General features: G+C 41.1%; 20 protein-coding genes. 3 read left to right on the plus strand and 17 right to left on the minus strand.

Translation table 11 applies throughout. The annotated features are described in order from the left end of the window. Nucleotides 1-12 precede the first annotated feature (12 nt). The 6 genes from ACIQ0C_RS14345 to ACIQ0C_RS14370 form a co-directional block, all read right to left on the minus strand. Nucleotides 13-1,458 (minus strand): aldehyde dehydrogenase family protein, encoded by a 1,446-nt coding sequence (locus ACIQ0C_RS14345; protein WP_403060999.1) that lies wholly within the window; start codon nucleotides 1,456-1,458, stop codon nucleotides 13-15. Between the two features lie 12 nt (nucleotides 1,459-1,470). Next, nucleotides 1,471-3,159: a thiamine pyrophosphate-binding protein gene (locus ACIQ0C_RS14350; RefSeq protein WP_403061002.1), complete on the minus strand. Its 1,689-nt coding sequence runs from the start codon at nucleotides 3,157-3,159 to the stop codon at nucleotides 1,471-1,473. A 30-nt stretch (nucleotides 3,160-3,189) separates the two neighbouring features. Continuing rightward, the gene (locus tag ACIQ0C_RS14355) at nucleotides 3,190-3,981 is read right to left on the minus strand and encodes an SDR family oxidoreductase (RefSeq protein WP_402841455.1); all 792 of its coding nucleotides are present in this window, start codon (nucleotides 3,979-3,981) and stop codon (nucleotides 3,190-3,192) included. 101 nt (nucleotides 3,982-4,082) lie between these two features. Next, nucleotides 4,083-5,021, minus strand: coding sequence for a VOC family protein (locus ACIQ0C_RS14360; RefSeq protein ID WP_403061005.1), 939 nt, complete (start codon nucleotides 5,019-5,021; stop codon nucleotides 4,083-4,085). Between the two features lie 121 nt (nucleotides 5,022-5,142). After that, nucleotides 5,143-5,676 (minus strand): cupin domain-containing protein, encoded by a 534-nt coding sequence (locus tag ACIQ0C_RS14365; protein ID WP_402841450.1) that lies wholly within the window; start codon nucleotides 5,674-5,676, stop codon nucleotides 5,143-5,145. 269 nt (nucleotides 5,677-5,945) lie between these two features. Next, nucleotides 5,946-6,761, minus strand: coding sequence for an IclR family transcriptional regulator (locus ACIQ0C_RS14370; protein ID WP_402841447.1), 816 nt, complete (start codon nucleotides 6,759-6,761; stop codon nucleotides 5,946-5,948). A gap of 1,176 nt (nucleotides 6,762-7,937) precedes the next feature. Here ACIQ0C_RS14370 and ACIQ0C_RS14375 point away from each other — a divergent pair. Both ACIQ0C_RS14375 and yppF read left to right on the plus strand, forming a co-directional pair. Continuing rightward, the gene (locus tag ACIQ0C_RS14375) at nucleotides 7,938-9,230 is read left to right on the plus strand and encodes an MFS transporter (protein WP_403061008.1); all 1,293 of its coding nucleotides are present in this window, start codon (nucleotides 7,938-7,940) and stop codon (nucleotides 9,228-9,230) included. A 261-nt stretch (nucleotides 9,231-9,491) separates the two neighbouring features. Next, a complete protein-coding gene (gene yppF / locus ACIQ0C_RS14380; RefSeq protein WP_055348417.1) occupies nucleotides 9,492-9,674 on the plus strand; it encodes a YppF family protein in 183 nt (60 codons plus the stop codon). 213 nt (nucleotides 9,675-9,887) lie between these two features. Here yppF and ACIQ0C_RS14385 read toward each other — a convergent pair whose 3' ends face one another. From ACIQ0C_RS14385 to ACIQ0C_RS14415, 7 genes are all read right to left on the minus strand, one after another. Next, the gene (locus ACIQ0C_RS14385) at nucleotides 9,888-11,213 is read right to left on the minus strand and encodes a GntT/GntP/DsdX family permease (protein WP_403061011.1); all 1,326 of its coding nucleotides are present in this window, start codon (nucleotides 11,211-11,213) and stop codon (nucleotides 9,888-9,890) included. A gap of 56 nt (nucleotides 11,214-11,269) precedes the next feature. Beyond that, entirely contained in the window at nucleotides 11,270-11,992 is a 723-nt protein-coding gene (locus tag ACIQ0C_RS14390; protein ID WP_403061014.1) for a GntR family transcriptional regulator, read from the minus strand. 16 nt (nucleotides 11,993-12,008) lie between these two features. Continuing rightward, complete coding sequence (locus tag ACIQ0C_RS14395) at nucleotides 12,009-13,022, minus strand: sugar kinase (protein WP_403061017.1); 1,014 nt, start codon at nucleotides 13,020-13,022, stop codon at nucleotides 12,009-12,011. Next, on the minus strand, nucleotides 13,015-13,770 hold the full coding sequence (gene dagF, locus ACIQ0C_RS14400) for a 2-dehydro-3-deoxy-phosphogluconate aldolase (protein WP_402841430.1): 756 nt from the start codon (nucleotides 13,768-13,770) through the stop codon (nucleotides 13,015-13,017). The genes ACIQ0C_RS14395 and dagF overlap by 8 nt, the downstream gene beginning before the upstream one ends. Nucleotides 13,771-13,772: 2 nt before the next feature. Next, nucleotides 13,773-14,876, minus strand: coding sequence for a DgaE family pyridoxal phosphate-dependent ammonia lyase (locus ACIQ0C_RS14405; protein ID WP_403061020.1), 1,104 nt, complete (start codon nucleotides 14,874-14,876; stop codon nucleotides 13,773-13,775). Then, a complete protein-coding gene (locus ACIQ0C_RS14410) occupies nucleotides 14,854-15,957 on the minus strand; it encodes an amidohydrolase/deacetylase family metallohydrolase (protein ID WP_403061023.1) in 1,104 nt (367 codons plus the stop codon). Before ACIQ0C_RS14410 ends, ACIQ0C_RS14405 begins: the two co-directional genes overlap by 23 nt. Nucleotides 15,958-16,575: 618 nt before the next feature. Next, on the minus strand, nucleotides 16,576-17,022 hold the full coding sequence (locus ACIQ0C_RS14415; protein WP_403061026.1) for a MarR family winged helix-turn-helix transcriptional regulator: 447 nt from the start codon (nucleotides 17,020-17,022) through the stop codon (nucleotides 16,576-16,578). A gap of 121 nt (nucleotides 17,023-17,143) precedes the next feature. Between ACIQ0C_RS14415 and ACIQ0C_RS14420 the strand changes: the two genes are divergently transcribed. Next, nucleotides 17,144-18,331 (plus strand): MFS transporter, encoded by a 1,188-nt coding sequence (locus ACIQ0C_RS14420; RefSeq protein ID WP_402841420.1) that lies wholly within the window; start codon nucleotides 17,144-17,146, stop codon nucleotides 18,329-18,331. A gap of 15 nt (nucleotides 18,332-18,346) precedes the next feature. On the opposite strand, the gene ACIQ0C_RS14425 is transcribed toward ACIQ0C_RS14420, so the two are convergent. The 4 genes from ACIQ0C_RS14425 to nagE form a co-directional block, all read right to left on the minus strand. Continuing rightward, entirely contained in the window at nucleotides 18,347-18,541 is a 195-nt protein-coding gene (locus ACIQ0C_RS14425) for a hypothetical protein (RefSeq protein WP_403061029.1), read from the minus strand. Nucleotides 18,542-18,669: 128 nt separating this feature from the next. Then, nucleotides 18,670-19,713 carry an oxidoreductase gene (locus ACIQ0C_RS14430; protein WP_403061032.1) on the minus strand — a complete coding sequence of 348 codons (1,044 nt, stop codon included), beginning with the start codon at nucleotides 19,711-19,713 and terminating at the stop codon, nucleotides 18,670-18,672. 44 nt (nucleotides 19,714-19,757) lie between these two features. After that, complete coding sequence (locus ACIQ0C_RS14435; protein ID WP_403061035.1) at nucleotides 19,758-20,186, minus strand: DUF1801 domain-containing protein; 429 nt, start codon at nucleotides 20,184-20,186, stop codon at nucleotides 19,758-19,760. Between the two features lie 370 nt (nucleotides 20,187-20,556). Beyond that, the gene (gene nagE, locus ACIQ0C_RS14440; RefSeq protein ID WP_403061038.1) at nucleotides 20,557-22,032 is read right to left on the minus strand and encodes an N-acetylglucosamine-specific PTS transporter subunit IIBC; all 1,476 of its coding nucleotides are present in this window, start codon (nucleotides 22,030-22,032) and stop codon (nucleotides 20,557-20,559) included. Between the last annotated feature and the right edge of the window lie 375 nt (nucleotides 22,033-22,407).

Here is a 22,407-nt window from a genome sequence, read left to right on the forward strand (position 1 = left end):
TTTCATCCTTCCTCAATCAGCAAACCCGTATGAGTCCGCAAAGAATTCCAACCCGCAATGTCTTGTTTCCCGAGAAACACCGCTTTCTTTTAAGCCAGGGAAATCCAGGGCCAAGTCGCTGAAAACGGTATGATTATTATGGAAAACCGCACCAGCTTCAAGGCGATCTGCCATTTCGACAGCGATATCTTCATTCTCGGTCCAAACAGATGCACGCAGCGCAAACTCACTATCATTCGCTAATTTTACAGCTTCATCAATATCATGGAAAGGTAAAATTGGAATGATGGGCCCGAATTGTTCCACCTGAACCAATTCACTTTGCTGATCGACGCCAGTAATAATGGAAGGAAGCATATAATAACCTTTATCCCAAGTTTCCGGATTCAGCTGGATGCCGGTTGTGATTATTTTTCCTCCTGACTTAGAGGTACGTTCGATCAAGCCATTCACAAAGTCATATTGTGCTTTATTATTCAATGGACCCATGGTTACATCAGGCTGAATGCCATCACCGATTACCATCCGGCTAAACTCTTTGGTCAGCTTCTCCACAACTTCATCATATCGTGATTCTTGGACGTACACTCTTTTTACAGCGGAACAGACCTGACCCGCTGCCCGTAAAATCCCCATCCTCAAACGTTTGATAGCCGCTTCATCCATATTGGCATCTTCCAAAATGATGGCAGGATCATTGCCGCCAAGTTCCATATATACTTTTTGCAGATTTCCAGCTGATTTCTGCATGATAGCTTTCCCGGTTTCCGTACTTCCGACAAACGCCAATGTCCGTACGCGTGAATCGGAACATAGTGTGTCGCCGATTGCTTTTCCAGATCCTGAGACTATATTGATGACTCCTGGAGGAAAATGTTCAGCAACTACTTTTAAACAGGTCATGATCGTTAAAGGGCAATTCGTTGCAGGTTTTACGACAACGGCGTTGCCTGCCAAAACAGCAGGTATGACCCTTTTAAAGGTTAATATCATCGGAGAATTCCACGGTGTGATTATTGCCGTGACACCTCTTGCCCTTCTTCGGATTTGGACTTTTTGTTTTCCTGGGAGGACTTCAGGCTTCCACCAATCAAGTAACTCTGCTGCACAGCCCTTCATGACTTCAACACAGCGCAGTAAATCCTTTTTAGCTTCAACAAGTGTTTTGCCATTTTCACGTACAAACACTGTAACATTTTCCTCGATAACTTTTGAAAGTTCTTCAGCCGCAGTGTTCATCCGGTTAGCCCGTTCCCCGATATCAGAGCGAGACCACGTTTCAAAAGCATTTTCTGCAGCTTCAATCGCGTCATTCACGATTTCTTCAGAGCATTTTGCCACCTGGCCAACTACTTCCAATGTATTTGCCGGATTTACCACATCGACTTTTTCCGGTAATTCTATCCATTCTCCATTAACTAGATATTTTCCTGAAACAAATGGGTATGTCGAAATCATTCTCAATCCTCCTTATAGTTTTTTTGGCTTGAATGCTTCCGCAGCTCCTGGCGGTCCGCCAAATGGTTTGGCCATTGGCCCCACAGCTTCCATATCAACAACGATCATGGAAGGTTTACGTCTTTCCTTAGCCTTTTTCAGTTCGGATATGAATTCATCTCCAGAACCAATACGCACTGCATCGAAATGCATCGACTCAGCCAGTTTCACAAAATCAGGACTCAATAAATCCACAGCTACCTGCCGACCATATGCGGCTGTTTGAATATTGCGAAGAACCCCATAGCCTGAGTCATCGAACAATACGATGATAACTGGTAAGTTTTCTTCGGCTGCCGTAACCATTTCCCCGATGTTCACCATAAAACCACCATCTCCAGCCATAAGAACGACGGTTTTATCTTGACACCCCATTTGGGCACCGATTGCTGTTGGAAGACCTTGACCAATTCCACCACCTGATGCATGAATGGATGTTCTCGGTTCATAGATTTCAAATAAACGGCTGCCCCAAACGTTTGCCTGTACGGTTACATCACGGACTAGAATGGTATCGTCTGGTAATATCTCCCTCATCCCATCTACAAATTGCTCATACGGTCCAAGCGTTTCCCTGAGTTGAGCGCGCACTTCATTTCTAAGCGAAAGAACTTCTTGTAAATAAGAAGGCTCCGCATGAACTGAATGTTCTTCAATCTTTTGAATGATGGCACCCAGCATATCTTTTGCATTACCCACCAAACCTAACGTGGCTTTATAATTCCGGTTAATGGCCTGCCAATCCGCATCGATCGCTATATGTTCTTGTGGCACCGGCACTTTCCAGTTTGATGTTTCATTCCCCCTAAACCTTACACCTACGCTAATCAATAAATCTGCATTTCTTAAAAACTCTTTTGTTGTTTCATATGCCGCAAAATGCCCTATGCATTGTTCGTGGTTTTCTGGAATCGAACCTTTTCCTGACTGACTGGTTATAACCGCTGCACCAAGGATTTCCGCTAATTTTTGCAGCTCTTGCGAAGCATTGGCACTGATGACTCCACCACCGGCCCATATTACAGGACGGCGTGCGCCTACCATTTTTTGTACGGCTTGTTCAGGAATAAATGGCATTGAATTTGTTTCAGAGTTTGAAGTTCGCATCCCTTCGAGTGAAAGATCTTCTATGATCGCCGATTGATAGTCAATGGGAATTTCCAATGTAACCGGACCCGTTGGTGCAGTTAAAGCTTCTTGGATTGCCTTCCTTACCACTGCTGCGGTTTGGTCAGGGTTTCTAAGCCTTACTGCATTTTTACAAGCTCCGCTCATCATTGAAAGCTGGTCTTTACACTCATGTATGTATCCTTTGCCTGTACCAAGATAAGAAGAAGCCACTTCACCGGTAAGATGAAGAAGGGGGACACCAGCTGCCCAAGCTTCCACTAGTGAACCAGCAGCATTTCCTGCCCCTGTGCCAGTACTGGTAATCACTACACCCAATTTCCCGGTGGCGCGTGCATATCCATCAGCCATATTTACGGCACCGCTCTCACCACGTGAACAAATGAGTTTGATGCTCCCTTCTCTAAGAATTGCATCATAGATTGGCATATTGTGAATGCTGACAATCCCGAAAGCAGCCTCCACTCCTGCTCGAACAAGCTCCTTTACGATGGAATCGGCGGTCGTAAACTCTATTTCTTCTTGTATTTTCATCGCGTTATCCTACCTTTTTTAGTAATATATTTATAGGGCCTTTCCAATCGCTCCTGCCGTCTCAATCGTCGAACCTGCTACATAACTTGCTTTGTCTGAAGCAAGGAAAACAATGACACTGGCCACTTCTTCCGCTTCCCCTACGCGGCCAAGAGGAATATTCCGTTTTTTCGCTAGGTCTCCGTAATACTCTTCAGGGTCCATATCAGGCGCATTTTTCAATCTTCTTCGCTCCCATTGATCGGTCCGGATCAATCCAAGACTCACTGAATTCACCAATATATTGTCAAAGGCCAATTCCTGGGACAAAGTTTTGCTTAAATTAAGGAGGCCAGCCCTTGCTGCTGCAGTCGCTACCATATGACGTTCAGGTTCTTTAGCAAGCGTTGCATTAATATTAATAATCCGCCCTCCTCCCCTTTTCACTAAATGAGGATGTGAAGCACGAACGGCATATATGATGGCAAAGAACTTTAACTGAATCTGTTCTTCCCACTGCTCATCCGTTATGTCAAAAAAGTGACCCATCACGCTTTGACCGGCTGCATTCACCAATATATCGATTCCCCCAAACCTCTCAGCGGTACCATTAATGAAAGAATCCACATCCGATTTTGAAGTGACATCACATGTTGATGCAAAAATATCTGCCTTTTCACCAAATGAGAGCAATTGACTTTGTGCACTTTCCATACGCTTAGCGCTTCTGCCGCAAATAGCCACTTTCGCTCCTTCAGCTAAAAACATTTCAGCTGTTTTTAATCCCACGCCCGACGTGCCGCCCATAATGACAGCCACTTTTCCTTGCAGTCCTAAATCCACTTTCTTCACTCCTTTTCAAAGCCATTTTCCTCAAACGCTGTCCTTTAATCTACAAGAAGCTAACTACGCGCTAGAATCATGGGAGGAAACCGAAATCCTCCTCATTTTTCCGCCATGACAGAACCGTCTATATGAGAATCAACCCAGCCTGGATCAGGATCTCCTCCCATTGCTTTGCGGGCTTCAGGTTTCGGCGGCCCTGCAATCCCCCACTGATCCATTAAATGCGGAACCCGTTTCCATACACGTGCTCTCCACTCAGATTCATCTTCGATCGTTTCCAGATAGCATGTATACTCCATTACAAAACCGCCTGGGTCTTGAAAATAACAGAAAATATTGTCTCCTGGCCCATGACGTCCAGGTCCCCAAAGTTCTGACAAGCCCGCTTTTCGCACATTGCTTATTCCTCGCATCAATTCATCCACGGAATCGACTTCGTATGCGATATGATTGACTGACGCATGCTCATCTTGATTGAAAGCAATGGAGTGATGCTTTCTGTTGCACCGGAGGAATGACATTTGGTGCTCACTCCAATCAGTAACTTTAAAACCAAGTACATCCGTATAAAACTCAACGATCATATCTAAGTTCTTCGTGTTCATTACAACATGATTCAATTTCACCGGATCGACATTTTTCTTGCTCCAAATAGACGTTTGCACTTCCACCCAAGCCGAAAGCTCAATCACGCGGTTTTCCGGATCAATAAACCGCAGGCCATAACCGGCACCTGCTTCATCCAAATACCCAGGTGGTTCAATAATTCGAACGCCCTTCGATTGTAATATCCCTGCTGCACGATCCACCGCATTTTTATCGACCATGCCAAAAGCTATATGATGCAAACCACGTTTTTCTCCCCTGTGAAGGCTTAAAATATGATGTTCCGGTCCAGCCCCGCGGAAATAAACCGTATTCTCCTCTTCAGGAACATCCACTCTATCCAGTCCCCATACCTTTTCATAAAACTCTGCTTGTTCGTCGAAATTCGGAGTTATCATGCTTATATGTCGTAAATGAGTAATCCCAAGCATCTTTTATACCTCCCATAATTTAGATTGCCCTTAGATAATTTGCATTGGCCATATTTAACAATTAATCGAAAAGGGCGCCTCATTAATTCTCATAATGCAGGTGCCCTTTTCGGCTAAATGATCACTCTTTAATAATGGCTTCTCTTTCTTTAGCGCGTTGTTTACGAAGTTCTTCGAGGTCACTGCCTTCAGGATAAGTCGGTAAGTTAGGTTTCACTGCCCCTAGCATCACGAGCATGCGCGCCTCCACATCCCCGTCATTCCTAATTCCCCGATAAACTCCTGGTGGGCTGCTGATGCAATCTCTCGCACTTAATTTAATTTCATGCACTTCACTGTAGCTATCCTCTTGAATTAATGCCGTGACTTCACCCTCAAGAATGAAAAACACTTCTTCAACATCGTCATGAAGGTGCAAAGGACCGATACATCCCGGAGGAAGCACCATAGTACTTAAAGTGAAATGTACACCTGCAATTACATTCGTATCGTTATTGGCAGTCGCACCACGTCCGATATATCTCATCTGTGCACGTCTGTAGGCGGGATCGATTTCTTCTTGGAACTTCAAGACATCCCAATCAAGCGAACGGTCTTTCAATCGGGCAACATATTTTTTTTCAAAATCCTTCACTGAGAAAGCTTCTTTTGTCATTTTAAAATTCCTCCCTTATTGGTTGTTTCTAAAACACGTTATGTTTCATAAGCAAAACATTGTTTTGTCTATGAATTAAGTCTAAAATGAAACCGCTTCATTGTCAATTAGTTTTTAGAATATTTAAAACTATTTTTATAGTCCGAAAGCTCGCGACTCTGGGATAAACTTGTAACGAATCGCTTTTCTTAACAAAAAAAGTGTGGATTCCTAATGGAAATCCACACTTTCGAAAGAGGCTATTCATTTATTAATAGATTTTACATCATTCAGACATCTTCGTGTTGATAAGGCTTAACCCCGCTAAATCCCATATAAACGGATAACTGCCGAGAAACTTCCAACAGTTTCGGCAAGGCAATTTTATCGATGAAATCCTCCTGGTAAGCAGACTCTGTTGCCACGACATTCAAGGCAGCCAATACTTTCCCAGTCCTGTCAAAAATCGGGGCGGCAACGGAACGGATGCCAGGGTGGAATTCCCCGCTTGTCATCGAATAACCATTTTGCCGAATCGATTCCAACTGTTTTTGAAATTCACCAGGCGCGGTGAGTGTTTTGTCTGTATAAGGAGTTAGGTTTGAGATTTTGAACATTTGCATTAGCATTTCTTTCGGTTGATATGCCAAAAGTAATTTTCCATTGGCCAAAGCATGTGCCGGCAGCCGCAAACCTATGTTCACATTGACAGCTGATACACCTCTTACAGGGGCACTTCCAACATAAACCACTTCCTGTCCATCCAAAATGGACAGATGGCAGGAGGCTCCGATTTCATCACGCAAGTTCTCCATATAAGGTTGTACAATTTCCTGGAATTTCAAGCTATTCAAATAGCTGAATCCCAGTTCAAGAACTTTAGGAGTTAAACTATAACGTTTGGTATGTTCATCCTGAGACAAATAACCAATATTTTGTAATGTGAATAATAAACGATATGGTACTGTTCTGCTTACTCCGAGTTGTTTTGCTATTTCTGAAAGAGACAAACTCGGCTGTACTTCATTAAAGAGCTTAATGATTTCCAACCCTCTAACCAATGAATTAGCACTATATTTCTCTTTCTCTTTTTCTTCGCTTGCCATTCGAGTATTCCCCCCGTTGTGAATAAATCTCATTTTCTCGTGACTATAACCCATTCAGTAAAGCTTTCTTCATCAATAGAAAGAAGAACTTGAAGTATATGTACATTTTTTCTGTTAGTTCATTTGGTAAATGTTTTTGATGCATACTTCAATGGTTGCCTGTTTTCTTAAGCTTCCTTATCACACCTGTATCCTGCTGATAACTTAAATGGCCGGTATCCTGACGTAGGCACTTGCGCTTCCTTAACTGGACAGGAACATTTTTCGCGAGTAGCGCACTGCGCTCTGCTTTGCAAGTTCACCCGATCACATTTCGAGATTGTAATCAATTCAGAAGTTTCCGTTTACTTTCTTTCCTGTTAAAAACAGCTGCCCAACGAGTCACATTAGATAAAATCAACGCTTTCACCAATTCCGGAAAACGGCTAGTAAAAGCCGAGCTGGTGTCATCCCTATTCTGATAAAGAATCGGTAAGTACTGCAAATTGGCTACCATTTCTACCTTACAATCCTTTACTCTTCATGTATAAATAAAATAGTGTTCATGTGTCAATTAAAGCATATTTACATATATAAAACTATTTGGAAGGCCTAGCTTAATTGACGTTTCGATAGAAAAGCTCGTTGTTATATAACCCAAATATAACCAATCATTCAAGTGAAAACAAATAAATAATTTTAATACATCGATTCTCTGCCAAATCACGAAATTTTTCGTATTAAGCATTTCATATACAAAACAATATAAATGAATTATAGATTTTCCTGATTTTAAATTCAATATCAACAAGTCAGAATTTTTAATATTTTGTTAATAATTTGTTTTTTGGACACAAAGAATTAGATTTACTTCCATTTTAAGTCCTTTCTTGATAGAGTTCCATCTACTCAATTAGGATGAAACAAAGTTCGGTTTCGGACTGAAAGCGCTTATATTCTAAAAATATAAAATTGTCAAAATATTAAATTGACAATCAAATTATTTTAATTTATCGTTAAGAAAGTAAAACTTTGTTTTCCTTACAAAACACTAATGTTCCTTTTTTATCTATCAAAATTATAAAGAAAGGCGGGAAAAATCAAAACTGGTACCTTTCTACAGGGATAACCGTAAAACACTTATTCTCAAATGTAAGTGTTTTAAGGAATGCTAAAAAGCGATAAGGAGATGGTATTATGTTAAATGGGCAAAAAAGATGGTTGTATATTGCCGTTCCAATTTTTTTCTTTTGGTTTTTCGGACAAATTGATAAAGTTGGCATTTCCATCATTCAAACAGATCCGGAATTCTTGCATGCACTCGGTATGACAGGCGATGACAAAAATGCGAAGATCGGTCTTCTATCTTTTGTATTCACCATTGCTTATGGAGTTTCAAATCTTTTTTGGGGCTTCATCATTGATAAATTAGGTGCCCGAAAAACAGCCATCGCCGGTTTATTCGTTTGGACACTCACGATGATCACTTCAGGCCTGGCAAATTCATATGAAATATTTTTAATTAGCAGGATAATTCTTGGTTTTGGTGAAGGGATGATGATTCCGGTTTCCGGAAAGCTTATTTCTAACTGGTTTAATAAACGCGAATTGGGTAGGGCCCAGGCATCTTGGCTTACCGGAAACTATTTAGGACCGGCAATGGGAGCCGTAGTTTTGGTGCTCGTGATATCATTACTCCACTGGCAAGCAGCTTTCTTTATGCTTGCAGCTTTCAACTTATTTATAAATATCCCGATGTTCATCTTTATGACGAGGAATACACCAGAAGAGCACCCCCGTATAAGTAAGGAGGAATTGGCTTTCATTCGCCAAACGGATGATGAAATGAAAGAAACCGCCCCCTCCCAGAACAAGAAGAGCTTCGCCCAAGATTATCGTTTCTGGATCGTTTGGTTCGGCATGCTCGTATGCTCCTTCTTATTTTTCGGAATCAGCATTTGGCTTCCTACATATCTCATTGAAGCAAAAGGATTCGAAAAGGAAGGAATGTCGAGCATTACTTCTCTTTCCTGGCTATTCGCTCTAGGATTTGTCTTGGCATGCGGTTTTCTGGCTGACAAAACCAGACGTCCAAGTTTGATGGCCACGATTTTATTTTCATTGACAGCTGTCTTTTTGACTGTAGCTGTCTTCATCCCCAATCCTATTTTGGCCGGACTATGTATGGGACTGGCAATGGGATGTCAAGGCGGTGTGTTCCATCTAAGCAATATGCTCATGGTAAAATACTCAACACCTGAAACGGCAGGACGAGCCGCTGGTCTAATTGGATTCACGAATATCATGGGCGGCTTTTCGAGCTATATCATGGGATGGCTTCGTGACTTGTCTGGCGGGGACTTCAGTTCATCGATCGCCATGCTGATCTTTACAGCCATCTTAGGTTTGGCAGCTTATTTATTCTCCATTAAGAGAGAATCCGCAGAACTGCGCTTATCACCTATACCTGTACAAAAGATACAAGCATGAATTCCTTGTAAGATCAGTTTCATCACCTCAATTAACCATCCAACCCTTGAATTATCAAGGGTTTTTGTGCCGCTTTAAAAGTAAGTTGGTACAATATCGCTTTTTTTGCAATTCCCGATAAAATTTTCCACTGCTTACTCCGAATCACTCCTTTATTTGTATAAATATGTCGATAGTTAAAATATTCAAAAAATGATATTTTTTTGAATGCCCATGTTATATTGTTAATGGAAAAAAATACTTGTCAAGTAAGGTGAGTGTGTGAATATAGAAGTTTTAATTCTCCATTATATTCAGGAAAAACGTCAAAAGCCTAACCATGCCAATGATTTGTTGGATTATATTCAGAATGAATATGTAAACGGGAAGCTGTCAATCTTGCAATATAGAAGTCTCTGTCAGGACTTATATCTTCGAGGAGCCAAACAAACGTCGCCTGGATGAAACTACACCCTTATCACTAGACTAACCACTTCCGATTGTGGATGAATTTTGTTTCTGTTTTTTCAGCAACGACCTATTTTTAAAAGTAAAGCCGGCCATTTTCTCCCTCCCCAGTATGTTCATAACTAAATAAAAGCCTCCGTGATCTGTCACCCCAAGACAGTTCACGGAGGTAAATGTTACTTAATCAGGCATTGCAGAAATTTTCTTTAATTAAATGAATATATCGAAAATTAAAACCAAACCGAATGCCACGAAGGAAAGTAATGTTTCCATCACTGTCCATGTTTTGAAAGTTTCTTTAACGGTTAATCCCAAGTATTCTTTTACTAACCAGAAACCGGCGTCATTAACATGGGAGAACATAAGTGAGCCTGCTCCCGTGGCAATAACTAGCAATTCTAGATTAACACCCGTCATATTGGCAACGACCGGTGAAACGATCCCTGCTGCCGTTGTCAAAGCGACGGTTGCAGAACCTGTGGCAATCCGAATCAATCCGGCCACAAGGAATGCAAGAACGATCGGGGACAAAGAAATTTCCTCAGACATGGAAGCGATTGCAGTCCCTACTCCACTATCAATTAAAATTTGCTTGAACCCTCCGCCAGCACCGATAATAAGAATTATGGAAGCTAATGGCAATAAGCATTCTTCCGTCAACTTTTTAATTAGTGATTTGTCCATTCCCTGTCTGTAGCCCAAGAAATAGTAGGCTGCAAAACAGGAGATTAATAGGGCGATCACTGGACTTCCAATAAACAATAAGAATTTTTCAATTGAACCCGGTATCGGCAGATAAGGCGCCACTACAGTTAAAACCATCAACAATACTGGCAAAAGGATGATGAAGAACGAAACTCCAGTGCCTGGTAATCCACTTGACTTTGTTTCCACCCGGATCAATTCCGGTTCTCCGATAGGAATAACCCGTTTGTGAATCCATTTTGCGAACAGAGGTCCCGCAATTACAGCAGTCGGGAATGCGATGATCAATGAGTACAGAAGTACCTGCCCCATGTTAGCATTATAGATTCCAATAGCTGTCATGGCTCCTGGATGTGGAGGCACCAGCCCATGTACGATCGATAAACCAGCAAGTACTGGAATACCAATTAACAAGATGTTCACTTTGGTTGATTTCCGAATGGAAATGACCAAAGGAAGCAATATTACTAATCCAACCTCGAAAAATACCGGAATGCCGATGATGAAACCAGATAAAAGCATGGCCCATGGCAGGTTTTTCACGCCGAATTTATTAATGAAAAAGTCAGCAACCTGCATACCGGCTCCAGAGTCGGACATCATCTTTCCCAAGATGGTCCCTAAGGCCAATATTCCAATAAGGTGACCAAGGACCGCTCCGACACCCGTTTCATAAGCTCCAACAATCTTGTCCATAGGCAGTCCGGAAAAAATCGCTAAAAATAAACTGGCTACAGTCAAGCTGATGAACGCATGCCATTTCCACCATGATACACCCAAAATAACTATTACAATTGCTATCAGCGTGATTCCTAATAAATATAGATCCATATGTTCTCCCCATTCCCAAGAAATCGCTTACATTCAAACCAATACAATAAATGGGATTATTGTACCGGCTCGTTATATGTCACAATGTAGTTCTGTTTAGCCGTGTTGTAATATCCTTCACTGTATTCCGTAACATTTCCGTCCCCATCACTGGAAATCCGAATCCTCATTAGTACTGGACTATTGTTCTCGATTTTCAGTGTTTCGCAAATGTGATCCGGAGCGATAGCAACGGCAAACTCATCTCTGAATGTTTCAAGTTTGACGTTTTGATCTTCCAAAAAGCGGTACAAAGAATTGATTTGGACCTCTTTTATCTCTTCTTGGTTTAAATCAAGTGAAATATAATGTGTAAAGTAAATATAAGGTTCATTGTCCAATAAATATATCCGTTCGATACTTATGCAATGGTCACCAAATAAAGAATGCAGCTTGGAGTCTGAAGAAAGGTCAACATGACTTATGTTTAACACCTTTTTTAAAATGGAGTGCCCTTCCTCCACCAACAGCTCTGTAAAACGTTTTCCTTTGGAAAGTTTGACAATCGAACCATTAGCTATGACTCTGGTGCCTTTGCCGCTTTTCTTTTCAACATACCCCTCTTGCACGAGTTCTTTGATTGCATTACGGACAGTGACCTTACTTACGTTAAATTCTTCTTCCAAAAGAGGCTCAGAGGGAATGTTTGTGTCGATGGCATAAACCCCATGTAAAATACGATCCTTTAATATTTCTTTTATCTGTAAATACATCGGTCCATTTTTTCTGTTCACATTCATTCCTAATCTCCTGCCTTTATCTCTTAATATCTTCCATTTTACCTTCCATTGCGGAGAGTATCTCCTTTTCGGTTGCCAAAGGGGTATCTCCCACGACAGTACATGCCAGCATTCCTGATACAGCTGCAAACCGAACTGTCTTTTCAGGGGAATATCCTAGCAATTCGCCATGTAAGATTCCGCTGGTGTAAGCATCGCCTGAACCTATTCTATCATATACGGAAAATGATAGGATATCGGAAAAGTAAAATGTTTCTTCTTTGTATATATACCCCCTCAACGTATGGCTATTATCACTGTTGATCGAACGATGTGTCCCCGCTATCGATTGAATTTTGAATCTTTTGGCCACTTCAGGGATCAACTCAACAAGCTGTTCTTCCCTTGTGGAGCCTTCTGACTTCATTCCTAAAATATACAGGGCGTCTTTTTCATTCATCATGACGATATCAGCCAAAGAAAGCATTTCTTCATAATGAGGCTTTGCGTCAGCGTAACCTCCCTCCCATAAGGAAGGTCGGTAATTGCAGTCGAAACAGACTGTACCGCCCTTTTCTTTGACCTTTCTAGCCAGCACTTTCATGCTTTCCCGTACATTTTCCGCCATTGCAAGCGTGATTCCGCAAAAATGGATGATATCCGTACTTTCCGAAACCTTATCCATATCATAATCGGATAAGGTGGCTGTATTAAAACTGCTTTCCAGTCGATTGGAATATGTGACACGGCTCGCCCTCTGGCCAAATCCATTTTCCAAAAAGTACATCCCCATGTATTTGCCGCCTCTAGAGATATAGTTCCTGCCAATTCCTAAGCGCTGCAAAGCTGAAATCGCTGAATCCCCAAGGGGGTTATCCGGTAACATTGTCACAAGATACCCATCATGTCCTAGTTTTGTCATCGCAGAAGCCACATTTACTCCCGTGCCTGAAAAGGAGTATTGCAGAGTGTTAGCCTGTGATAGCAGTTCATGCCCTGGTACCTGTAAACGCATCATTACTTCCCCGAATGCCACAATCCTTTTAGGCATATTTTTCAACCAATTTTTTTGTTATGGCCAATAGGTTCCGTACATCCTCTCCATTCGTTTTACCAGTTTCTTCATCGATGATGGAAGAATATACATGGGGAATGACTTTAGGCACTTTTGCTTCTAATGCGATTTCTAATATGGTTTCGAAATTATTTAAATCGATTCCACCTGTTGGTTCCAAAGCAAATCCCTCCTCACCACAAGCTTTTGCCACAGCACGATATTCATCTTCATGCTTAAGTCCTTTCATCGGAAAGTATTTCAAAGCATTTCCTCCCATATCGCGAACGAGCGCAATGGCAGCTTTGATAGGCACAATGGCAGTTTCACTTGCTCCTGCACTTACTGGACCAGTGGAGATATTCACATAACCGACTTTTCCAGTTGGAGAAACAAGTGAATTTATCCAGCTATCCTTATCACCTAAATTGGCCCTTGTAGCACCAACAGCCGGAAAAACTTGGTTAATATGACTGCCTGGATAGTATTTTGCTATTTCTGCGACAACTGCTGCCTGTCTATTATCGCCCGCGCCCAATCCTATTGAAACGGCCTCATCAATGGCTTCCCCGTATTCTTTCATTGCTGTAACACCAGCTTCCGCAGTTGGATAGTCCTTTGAGAGTACACCAACCAATACATGTCCTTCAGCCGCTTCAAAGACTTCCACAGCATTTTCCACACTATTTGCAAGTACATTTAAGGCTACACGATCATTCAATAACCGTTTGTTTATGTTTGTCATCTTTATTTTCCTCCTAATATGGTTCTTAATTGTGCTTCAATGACATTTATATCATCACCTTGCAATGGACGCGGATCTATATCGAAAAAGCCTTGCCGTATCCCATAATCTCGTGTATAAATGGCGATATCCCCATTTCTGAGCTGCTCGTTCACTTCTTTCGCCGTCGTTTCCGTTATCAAGGGATCAATGGAAATACGGGCTCTATATATGGCACGGCCGGCTTCATCCTGAACTATCGTTACTTTTACGCCATCAATGGAGTCAAGTGATGTGAGAACTTGTAAACTGGCTTTTTCTTTTTCGCTATTATCAATCTTGACAAAATACTCATCCAATGCCTGAAGCAGCCCAAAGGTCGTTTCCTTTCCAACCTTCATGCTCCTTCCGATACAGTGCAATTGAACCTTTACCCATTCGATATATTTTTTTCTGCCAGCAACGATACCGGATGTGGGTCCTTCAATGGCTTTCGATCCACTATAAATCGCCAGGTCGGAGAATTGTACGTATTTTTCCAAATCCTCCTCTGCTGCTGCATCGACAATCAGAGGAATATTATTCGTTTTGGCCACTTCCCATGCTTCTTCGACCGATATCATATTTTTCTGTACAGCATGATGCGATTTCACATATAAAATAGCTGAAGTATTTTCATTTATGGCATCCGCAATATGTTCTGCTTTCCCTTCATTTGCATACCCAACTTCAACCAATTTTCCGCCGCCAAGGAAAATCATGGTTTCAACCGGTGCACCATACTGAACGTTATGGCCTTTCAGCATGATGATTTCATTCTTTTGAATAAGATCTTGATGAAGCCTTTCGCTTTTCCTTCTGTTTCCTTCAGTAACGATCGCCGCTACTGAAAGCGCAATTCCGCTTGATGCTGAATTTACGACCACCGCAGCTTCAGAATGAAGCAAATTCGCTATATGCCGGCCTGACTTATCGACTAAATCAGAAATTTCCACATAATTTTGCCCACCCTTTTTCATTGCGTCCATCACTGTGTCAGTTGGGGCAGAGACCCCCAATATGCTCATTCTTCCGCTTGCGTTGATGACTCTTTTCAAACCGTACTTAGCATTCAATGAATTCTCCATTTATAACCACTCCTTTTACAACAACTCTTTTTTCTGCCATCCTTTTTTCTCCTTCGGAATCCAATAAAAGGGTTGGCTCATTCTCGATCGAGAATAAGGTCAAGTTCGCAATATCCCCAGCCGAAATCCTGCCAAGCTCTGGTTTATTCAACCAAGCTGCTGCATTGACCGTTACGGCATCTATTACTTCTTTTAATGGATAACCGAGGTACAAAAATTTTGTAAGCACATTTGCCATATTAAAAACTGGCCCATTCTCTCTGTTTTTCCGATATATATCCGTACTGATCGTATTGAAGCCGATTCCCCGCTTTTTCGCCATTTCTGCAGTTTTAAAAGAAAAGCTTGCCGTTCCATGACCTACATCCAAATGAACACCACGTTCAATCGCCTTACTCAACTCAGGCAGCGGCTCTTCTCTTTCATCAAATAAATTATTCGCTTTACCATTTAAAAAATGAGTAATAATGTCCTTTTCCTTAAGTAATTCAAGGACTTCCTTAATATCAGGCGGCCCTGAACCGATATGAACCATTAATGGTAAACCAGTTTCAGCCGAGAACTTCCTAGCTATTTTTAATGGCTCGACACCATTTGGACCAACCACACTTTTACTTATTCTAGCTTTAAGTCCAACGACAAAATCCCCGCACTTGGAAATTGCCTTCATTAATTCTCCTTCGTCCAGCCATAAAATATCCGATAACTCATCAATCCTTTTCAATCCAATCCGCGAAATATTCAGAAAGGCGAAAACATTCGTTTTGGAATTTTCACAACTTTTAACCAGATCAGTTATCCTATCTGCACCCGTGCTTCCCGCATCAATGACCGTTGTCACGCCAGTTTTATATCCAATCTCATCAACCTCATCACCATAAGGATCGAATTCCGGGAAAGCATGTACATGCATATCAATCCATCCGCTCGAAACAAAAACTTTTTGATCATAATCTATTACCTTATCTCCAGTTGCAGTTCCTGCTAGTGCGATTTCTTTAATCATCCCATTTTCCAGAATGATATCCGCTGCTTTTCCCTCTAACATCTTTACATTCTTCAGAACTAACGTATCTGTCATTTCCCTCATCCTTTTCGGTACATCCTATCGATTGCAAGTACTTTGTATACGATTACACTGAATTGTGTAAGAATTCATTACATTTCTCTTTACAAAAATAGATTATCATATTTTGTCGAACTAATCAATATAACGTTATAATGTTTAAATTAAATTTACAGAATTTTTATAAGATCAACGCTTATTTTTCTATGTGTTTCTTAGTTTCTTCATATAATATGATCTCATTAGTTTTTTTCATTTTTTCGTGCTATTCATAAAAAAAGCGGGAGGAAAAACAGATTGTTTTTCCTCCCGCCTTTTTTTTACGATTGTTACAAATAACCAATACTGTAAGTACCTACTCTAATTATCCGGAAATATTTTAAAGAAAAACTAACTCTAATTCAGACTGTAGACAAACTCGATGAGATTTTAAGGGATTAAACAATTTGAACGTTGCCTCCAGCACTTGCTGGCAGTGTAACGCAAGTGTTTTTTGATTATTCTGATAATTAACCTCCTAAAAACAGTGAAATTCACTGCTTTAATCATTACTTTTTTCAAAAAAGGCAACATGAAAATTTATATAGTACTTCTTCTTTCTATATATAATGGAAACTGTACACGTCAGGAAGACTATCTTTTATTCTCTATGCATGACGACAGATGTTCGTTAAGTTTCCCAACAATTTGTTTGAGCTGTTCCGTTTCCTTTTCATTTAGGACGCTATAAAAGTCACGAAAGATTTTGGTAAAACACTTATTGATGGAATGATAGGTATTCCTTCCACTTTCGGTGGTTTGGATAAAAACGACCCGCCGATCATCCTCACTGTGTACCCTCTCAATCAACTTCTTCCGTTCCAGCCGATCAATTAGTGCAGTTCCTGCTGCTGGTTTAATTTTCAAATAATTGGAAACATCTTTAACAGCTATGGATTCATTCAAGACTATTAATTGCAATGCGCGATACTGTACTGAAGTTAAATCATATACAACCAATATCGGTTCCGCCAATTCCTGTGATAGGCTGCTAAGTTCCCTGATCTCTAGATGTAAATTATACAATTCACTTGAATGCATGTTTGACAATCCTTTCTTATTGACACTATCTATCTAAAACTATAACATAATTAACGTAACAAAAAATTAACCATGCGAATTAAATTGGTTATTGATTTTTAAAGAGAGAGAGAGGCTGTCCATGTCAGCAGAACAACGCAAAAAGATCATTATCCTCATGATCAATATGTTTATAGCAATAGGAAGTTTCGGTATCATCATTCCCATTTTACCAGCATACCTGGCATCCATTAATCAAGGCGGAACCGCCGCTGGTCTAATGATTGCCATTTTCGCAGGTGCACAACTTATCTTTTCGCCAATTGCCGGAAAATGGACTGACCAATTTGGGCGCAGAAAAATGATTATTTATGGATTGGTCGGTTTGACATTATCCATGTTTATTTTTTATGCAGTCAATTCCATTTGGTTATTATATGCTTCACGGATCATTGGCGGAATCGGGGCAGCTTTGCTTATACCCGCAATTTTTGCTTATGTAGCCGATATCACCACATTCGATCAACGCGCTAAAGGCAATAGTTTAGTATCTGCCGCCATGTCCCTGGGAATTGTAGTCGGTCCAGGAATTGGAGGTTTTTTAGCTGACTTTGGCTTGAAGTTTCCCTTTTTGATTTCTGCGCTGGTATCCCTATCAGCAGTGGTATTTTCGATTTTTGTTTTAAAAGAAAGCGAAACGGCACAGGTTACTCAATCCATGGATGCAAAAACTGAAACGATGGTTCGGAAGATTGCTTTATCCGTGAAAAAGCCCTATTTCATTCCACTCATCATTACTCTTGTAATGAGCTTTGGCTTAATGGCGTATGAATCTGTAATTGGTCTTTATCTTGATAATCAATTCAATTCAAGTCCAAAGGACATCGCCGTCATGGTTACAGCCACCGGTATCGTCAGTGTAATTGTTCAATTATTTGTCGTCGACCGGATCGTACAGCGTTTCGGAGAAGTGAATGTGCTGAATATCTTTATCAGTGTTGCAGCCATCGGTTTCCTCCTATCACTTTTTGCTTCAAGTTACCTGATTTTCTTTTTAATATCACTTATCATCTTCCTTTCCACTTCCATCTTACGTCCAGTTCTTAACACACTGATTTCCAAGATGGCAGGAAATGAGCAAGGCTTTGCAATGGGTATGAATAATGCGTATATGAGCATCGGAAATGTGCTCGGACCTACACTTGCCGGAATGATGTATGATGTCCACATTACCTATCCGTTCATGTTGGGCCTGATCCTCTTATTCATTACTTTAATGATTACTATGGCTTGGCAAAAGCGATCTCTTCATGCAAAGGCATTATCTTAGAGCTTAAAAGGCATTTCAAATTGGATACATTAACGAAACCCCCGAATAGCGGCCGCTACCCGGGGGTTTCGTTATGATTTTTATATCCATACTTCTTGTAATCGAAACCCTCCAAAACAGTTTAATAACGAGTAACGCTTCCAACTCTCGGATATTCACTCCCATTTCATGTGGAAACTGCTCATAATATTGCATAACATTCGAGTTCACGAGTATTTGCTCCATTTTTTCATTAAGCTGAAGCTTTTTATTTTTGACAAATAAAAAGCGGCCTTATTTTTGAAAATAAGGCCGCTTATCATTCAGTTTTCTCATTTCATATTGTTATAAAGGGAATTTCATTTAATATAAATGGCTTTCTTTCCTTTACTGCTTTCAAAAGCCGCATCAATGATTTTAATGACTGATAACCCCTCTTGGGCAGTGACTGGAGCTTTTTTTCCGCTCAATATACTATCGGCAATTGCCTGGTAATACGTTAAATAAGAACCATTCAGTGTTTCAATGGTTTCATGTATCTCATTTTCTCCTTCAACCGTAACCAGCTTACCATAGAATTCGGGATCATCTGCACCCCAAGTGTCATCCACCGGTTTTTTCCCCTTAGCCAGTGCCTCCTCTTGGCAGTCAAGACCGTACTTGATAAATGACCCTTTACTTCCATGCACCTGATAGCGCGGTCCATTAAACGGAACGATAGAGCCTGAATGCAAGATAACCCTCAGCTTTTCATATCCTAATATCACATGGAAATAATCATCCGTTTCTGCATTTTCTTTTTGGGAAATTACATCTGCCCAAACGAATTGCGGCAATCCAAACAAATGCAGTGCTTGATCGATGAGATGTGATCCTAAATCATAAAGCATGCCTGATCCCGGGCCCGGTTTTTCCCTCCATCTATCCCTGACCACAGGCCGGTATCGATCATAATGGACTTGGTATGTATTGATTTCCCCAAGCACTCCATCATCCATAAGTTTTTTGACGGTCAAAAAGTCATTATCCCATCTCCGGTTATGATAGACGCTTAATAACAGATTCTTTTCTTCTGCAATCTTGATGAGCTCCTCCGCCTCCCAAGCTTCCACTACCATCGGCTTTTCGAGGATGACATGCTTCCCGGCCAACAAGCTTTGCTTGGCCATTTCATAATGCAAGCCACTCGGTGTCGTAATAACAGCCAAATCAATGGACGGGTCTTCAAGGACTTCCCCCAAGCTGCTTACCACTTCTACATCTTTCAAATCTTTTTGGACCTTTTCCTTATTGGAGCTGACAACTTTCGCTATTTGAAACTGCCCTAAAACACTAAGTAATGGCGCATGAAAAGTAGCTCCTGACAATCCGTACCCAACTATGCCCACTTTAATTTTTCCCATTTCGTTCCCACTCGCTTTCTTGTTCCTCTTAAACATACATTTTATTATATTTCATTATCCGGGTACGTATCTCTCAAAAACTTGACAGACTGATTAATCAACTCTTTCAATACATTAATATCGATATCTGCCACTTTATTGATGTACACACACGCTTTTCCGGAAGTGTGTTTTCCAAATGCCTGTAATAATTCTTCCCTTTTTTTGTCCCCTGGAGCAAAATATAAACTGATTTTTGCTTTTCGAGGCGAGAAACCTACCAGAGGGGCATCGCCTTCGTGACCTGATTCATATTTATAATGATAAGTACCGAACCCAATTATGCTCGGTCCCCACATCCTAGCCTCATAACCTGTCGTTTCGGTAAAAATATCCAACAATTCATATGCATCTTCACGCTTTTTTGGATTATCGACATTTTCAATGAACTCAATGACACTACTGTCAGTTTCTTTGGTTTTTTGCTTATACATGACCGGAACCTCCCCTGTACTAAAAATGCAAAAGAAAATCCTTGCTCAAAACTTAGTACATTATATGAATAGTGCTATTAGATTGACGTATATGTATACAGCCTTCATCACCGATGAAACCCTGACCACCAACGATTATCAGACAAGCTTCTTTACACTAATTCTCTATACTCCATGGCAAATCCTTCATTCAATACCTTTATATATTATAGAACATTGATTCGTTTTATTCTATTTTAAGAGCATAGTTTATAAAGATAAGACTTTTTCGCGTTTTATAACGGTACTTTATCATAAAAATCTACGATCAGAAAATATAATTCAGATCGTAGATTTTTTAATTAAAAGGCAAAATGCAGTTTAACCATTTCTATTGCCGCCTGATCTTTTCGATTTCATCAGCTATGAATTGTACCTGTGTCCCTACGATGACTTGAATGCTTTGGGGACCCACAATATTGATTCCGGCAACCCCTGTTGATTTGATTTTATTCTGATCGACAGCTCCCATATTCTCCACCTCTACCCTTAATCGGGTAACGCAGTTATCTACAGATGTTACGTTAGCGTCTCCGCCTAATCCCTCATAAATGGCGGAGGCCATTACAAAGAATTTACTCTCATTATTCCCGCCTTGACGGTTGTCTGCTTCCGCAATCGCTCCTCCTCCATCAAGCTCATCTTCTGTATCATCTTCTCTGCCGGGAGTCATTAAATTGAACCTTGTTATCAAGAATCGGAATAAGAAATAGTAGATGACAGCAAAAACCAGCCCTTGAAGAAGAAGCATATAAGGTTCATTTGCCATTGGCAATCTTGAACTTAATACAAAGTCAATGAATCCTGCACTAAAACCGAACCCAGCTGTCCATTGGAAAGTCGCAGCAATAGCCAACGATATTCCTGTTAGTAAGGCATGCACAACAAATAGGGCTGGTGCAACAAACATGAAAGCAAATTCCAACGGTTCTGTGACGCCTGTGAAAAATGAAGCGAATCCGGCTGCGAGCATTAATGAGGCCACTTGTTTTTTCTTCCGTGATTTTGCCGAATGGTACATGGCAAGAGCCGCTGCCGGTAAACCGAACATCATGACGGGAAAGAATCCGGCTTGATACATGCCTGTCGTTCCTTTTATTCCTGTTCCAGCCCAGAATTTACCGATATCGTTAAGTCCTATTACATCGAACCAGAATACGGAGTTTAACGCATGATGTAAACCTGTCGGTATCAAAAGCCGATTGAAGAATCCATAGAGTCCTGCTCCAGCAGCACCTAATTCACTTATTCCTTCCCCAAATATAACTAACCAGGAGTAGATGAGTGGCCATACGAAGAATAATATAAGAGAAACCAGTAACATGGCCACCGCAGTAAGGATCGGGACTAGGCGTTTACCGCTAAAGAAAGCGAATGCATCCGGCAGTTCTACCTTACTGAACCGATTATACATAGCTGCCGCTATAAGACCCGAGAGAATTCCGACAAATGCATTTTCTATTTTCACAAATGCTGGATTTACATCTTTTGCTTCAATTCCTTGCAGCATCGCCACCGAGTCCGTGGAAAGCAAAGTCGTTACGACTAGATAGGCTACCAGCCCGCTTAAAGCGGCGGCTCCATCTTTTCCTTTCGACATCCCCAACGCCACTCCAACGGCAAACAAGATGGCCATATTGTCAATGATCGAAGAACCTGCTTTTATTAAGAAAGCCGCTAACGGACTTCCCGCTCCCCATCCTGCTGGGTCTATCCAGTAACCGATCCCCATTAAAATGGCGGCTGCCGGCAAGACGGCTACTGGCAGCATCAAGGAACGCCCTATTTTTTGAAGATATTTTTTCATTCCGCTTTCCTCCTGACAATTACTGATTTAGGGCAAACCCCATATTCTATTAGACAACGGTTCCTTCCATTTTAGAACTTCATTTCATTTATAAATTTGGCTATATTCAGGAATAAAGTCTTAGCGATTTACTCCTCCTTCGAAAAATCATAAAAAAAAGAAAAGTCCAACCGGACTTTTCTTTTCAGACTGTAGACAAACTCGATGAAAATCGAGTTTGTCTACAGTTTTTTTGGGCTTGTACAAATTTTGACGTTGATTTCCACTTCAGGCACTCGCTTTCCGCGGGCGGTCCGGGAGCCTCCTCGGCGCACTTGCGCCTGTGGGGTCTCCCTTGGACTCGCTATTCCCACAGGAGTCTCGCACCTTCCGTTC

It is taken from the genome of Peribacillus sp. NPDC096448, from assembly GCF_044762675.1.
In the GTDB taxonomy this organism is placed as follows: Bacteria; Bacillota; Bacilli; order Bacillales; family DSM-1321; genus Peribacillus; species Peribacillus frigoritolerans_B.